Origin of the sequence: Pseudomonas pseudonitroreducens, assembly GCF_021603645.1 — a bacterium.
In the GTDB taxonomy this organism is placed as follows: domain Bacteria; phylum Pseudomonadota; class Gammaproteobacteria; order Pseudomonadales; family Pseudomonadaceae; genus Pseudomonas; species Pseudomonas pseudonitroreducens.
Genome location: NZ_BQHJ01000049.1, coordinates 1 through 608, shown reverse-complemented (window position 1 = coordinate 608; position 608 = coordinate 1). Strand labels below are relative to the sequence as shown.

At 61.0% G+C, this 608-nt stretch carries 1 protein-coding gene; it reads right to left on the bottom strand.

Annotated elements, in window-relative coordinates; genetic code table 11:
* On the bottom strand, nt 1-608 hold a 608-nt coding region (locus L6D89_RS32395), incomplete at both ends, for an actin-related protein 2/3 complex subunit 5 family protein (RefSeq protein ID WP_236202345.1).

The window sequence follows — 608 nt, the reverse complement described above, 5'->3', positions numbered from 1 at the left end:
CGGATGCTGTCGCTGGTGTAACTACCAGGTCCATCGATCCAGCCACCCGACGCGCGGTTGACCCCATCGGGCAGGTCCTTGAATACCTTCTTCGCATCCTTCTCGCTGCTGGTGACGTTAGGGTCCACGCCGACGTAGTTGATCGGGATGACCATGTACTTCTTCAGCCGCTCGGCCAGCGCCTGGGCCTGCGTCTCCAACTGCTGGATGCTCTTCTCGTCGCCGTTGAACTCGATGTTCACGCGCTTCATCGCCTCGGCCTTGGCGATGATTTCATCCATGTCGGCCTTGATGACTGCGAGCCTGGCTTTCTCATTGCCTTCGATGTTGGTCGCGGCCTTGTTGGCGATGGTGCCCAGCTCGTCTGCGATGCCTTCCAGCCCGTAGCCGTTCTCGCCCGCCTCTTTCAGCTCACGCAGAACCTTGGCCGCTTCCCGAGCCTGGCGAAGGGCGCCCTCGTTATCGCCTTTCTGCAGCGATTGGCGAGCCTTCGACTGAAGCGAATAGACATCGCTGAGCGAAGCTTGCCCGGCCGGGGCAGTGCGCATGTCCTTGGCCAGGTCGGCGAACTCTTTGGCCACCGTTTCGCGCTGTTTCTTCGCAGTCTC